This is a genomic window from Fructilactobacillus sp. X7R4C1 (genome assembly GCF_059901115.1).
In genome coordinates this window covers 1-3,249 of sequence record NZ_JBWXVD010000009.1, presented here as the reverse complement: position 1 = coordinate 3,249, position 3,249 = coordinate 1, and the positions used below count along the sequence as shown (strand labels likewise).

General features: G+C 49.0%; 2 rRNA genes. Both read left to right on the top strand.

The features are described from left to right. Positions 1–151 precede the first annotated feature (151 nt). Positions 152–3,069 (top strand): 23S ribosomal RNA (locus AC6UC9_RS06905). A 72-nt stretch (positions 3,070–3,141) separates the two neighbouring features. After that, positions 3,142–3,249, top strand: a 5S ribosomal RNA gene (gene rrf, locus AC6UC9_RS06900); the annotation flags it as partial.

The window sequence follows — 3,249 nt, the reverse complement described above, 5'->3', positions numbered from 1 at the left end:
ACTTTGTTCTTTGAAAACTAGATAATATTATTTTCTGTATTAATTATATTTTAATTATAATTTTAACCGAGAAATAACCACTACGTTATTTGAGTTTTTTAAAATAGTTTAAATCGCAAATACTCAATAACTTACATCACGAAGTGATGCAGGTTAAGTTATTAAGGGCGCATGGTGAATGCCTTGGTACTAGGAGCCGATGAAGGACGGAACTAACACCGATATGCTTCGGGGAGCTGTACGTAAGCTTTGATCCGGAGATTTCCGAATGGGGAAACCCAATCATCTTAGTCGATGATTGCACGACAGTGAATTCATAGCTGCCGTGCGGTAGACGCGGGGAACTGAAACATCTAAGTACCCGCAGGAGTAGAAAAAAATTTCGATTCCCTCAGTAGCGGCGAGCGAACGGGGAACAGCCCAAACCGATCAGTTTACTGGTCGGGGTTGTAGGACTGAACATTTGAGTTACAAAAGAATCTGATAGTCGAATCAGTTGGGAAGCTGAGCCATAGATGGTGATAGCCCAGTAGACGAAATCAGGTTCCCTCAGTTCAGGATCCTGAGTACGGCGACACACGTGAAACGTCGTCGGAAGCCGGGAGGACCATCTCCCAAGGCTAAATACTACCTAGTGACCGATAGTGAACCAGTACCGTGAGGGAAAGGTGAAAAGCACCCCGGAAGGGGAGTGAAATAGTTCCTGCAACCATGTGCCTACAAGCAGTTAGAGCCCGTTTAAGGGTGATAGCGTGCCTCTTGTAGAATGAACCGGCGAGTTATAGTTGCATGCAAGGTTAAGTTGAAAAAGCGGAGCCGAAGCGAAAGCGAGTCTGAATAGGGCGTTGAAGTATGTTGCCATAGACCCGAAACCAGGTGATCTATCCATGTCCAGGATGAAAGTGCGGTAATACGCACCGGAGGTCCGAACCCGTGTACGTTGAAAAGTGCTGGGATGAGGTGTGGATAGCGGTGAAATTCCAAACGAACTTGGAGATAGCTGGTTCTCTCCGAAATAGCTTTAGGGTTAGCCTCGGAGTTTAGAATCATGGAGGTAGAGCCACTGTTTGGACAAGGGGTCCGTCTTGGATTACTAAGTTCAGATAAACTCCGAATACCATTGATTTATATCCGGGAGTCAGACGATGAGTGATAAGATCCATCGTCGAAAGGGGAACAGCCCAGACCGCCAGTTAAGGTCCCTAAATATATGCTAAGTGGAAAAGGCAGTGGAGTTGCATAGACAACTAGGATGTTGGCTCAGAAGCAGCCACCATTTAAAGAGTGCGTAATAGCTCACTAGTCGAGTGATTCTGCGCCGAAAATTTACCGGGGCTAAGCATATTACCGAGACTGCGGACGCGACTTTGTCGCGTGATAGGAGAGCGTTCTAAGGGCAACGAAGCTAGACCGTAAGGACTAGTGGAGCGCTTAGAAGTGAGAATGCCGGTATGAGTAGCGAAAAATCAGTGAGAATCTGATTCACCGAATGACTAAGGTTTCCTGGGGAAGGCTCGTCCACCCAGGGTTAGTCGGGACCTAAGTCGAGGCCGAGAGGCGTAGACGATGGATAACAGGTTGAGATTCCTGTACTAGTTATTAACGTTTGAGTGATGGAGGAACGCAGAAGGCTAAGTTGTGCATCCTGATGGAGATGGATGTTCAAGTCGTAAGTCAGGTCAAGAGAGAAATGCTTTTGATCGAGTTGACAAGCGACGATGAGGACCGAAATTATAGTAGGGAAGCAACTGATGTCACGCTGCCGAGAAAAGCTTCTAACGAGTTAATAACTACCCGTACCGCAAACCGACACAGGTAGTCGAGGAGAGTATCCTCAGGTGAGCGAGAGAACTCTCGTTAAGGAACTCGGCAAAATGACCCCGTAACTTCGGAAGAAGGGGTGCTGTCCTAACGGACAGCCGCAGTGAAGAGGCCCAGACGACTGTTTATCAAAAACACAGGTTTCTGCAAAATCGTAAGATGACGTATAGGGGCTGACGCCTGCCCGGTGCTGGAAGGTTAAGTGGAAGAGTTAGCTTCGGCGAAGCTCCGAAATGAAGCCCCAGTAAACGGCGGCCGTAACTATAACGGTCCTAAGGTAGCGAAATTCCTTGTCGGGTAAGTTCCGACCCGCACGAAAGGCGTAACGATCTGGGCACTGTCTCAACGAGAGACTCGGTGAAATTAAGATACCTGTGAAGAAGCAGGTTACCCGCGACAGGACGGAAAGACCCCATGGAGCTTTACTGTAGCTTGATATTGGGTGTTTGCACAGCTTGTACAGGATAGGTAGGAGCCATTGAAACCGGAGCGCTAGCTTCGGCGGAGGCGTCATTGGGATACTACCCTTGCTATGTGAACACTCTAACCCTGAGCACTCAACGTGCTCGGAGACAGTGTCTGGTTGGCAGTTTGACTGGGGCGGTCGCCTCCTAAATAGTAACGGAGGCGCCCAAAGGTTCCCTCAGAATGGTTGGAAATCATTCAAAGAGTGTAAAGGCAGAAGGGAGCTTGACTGCGAGACATACAGGTCGAGCAGGGACGAAAGTCGGGCTTAGTGATCCGGTGGTACCATATGGAAGGGCCATCGCTCAACGGATAAAAGCTACCCTGGGGATAACAGGCTTATCTCCCCCAAGAGTTCACATCGACGGGGAGGTTTGGCACCTCGATGTCGGCTCATCGCATCCTGGGGCTGTAGTTGGTCCCAAGGGTTGGGCTGTTCGCCCATTAAAGCGGTACGCGAGCTGGGTTCAGAACGTCGTGAGACAGTTCGGTCCCTATCCGTCGCGGGCGCAGGAAATTTGAGAGGAGCTATCCCTAGTACGAGAGGACCGGGATGGACATACCGCTGGTGTACCAGTTGCGCCGCCAGGCGCACAGCTGGGTAGCTATGTATGGATGAGATAAACGCTGAAAGCATCTAAGTGTGAAACTCGCCTCGAGATGAGATTTCCCATTCCTTTATGGAAGTAAGACCCCTGAAAGATGATCAGGTAGATAGGTTAGAAGTGGAAGCGTAGTGATACGTGAAGCGGACTAATACTAATCGGTCGAGGACTTAACCAAGCAAAAAGAAGTGGAAGTTAATCGGGCAGAGAAGATATTATCTAGTTTTGAGAGAACGAAGTTCTTTCTAAGTGTGGTGGCGAAAGCCTGAAGGATACACCTGTTCCCATGCCGAACACAGAAGTTAAGCTTCAGCACGCCAAGAGTAGTTGGGGGATCGCCCCCTGCAAGGGTAGGACG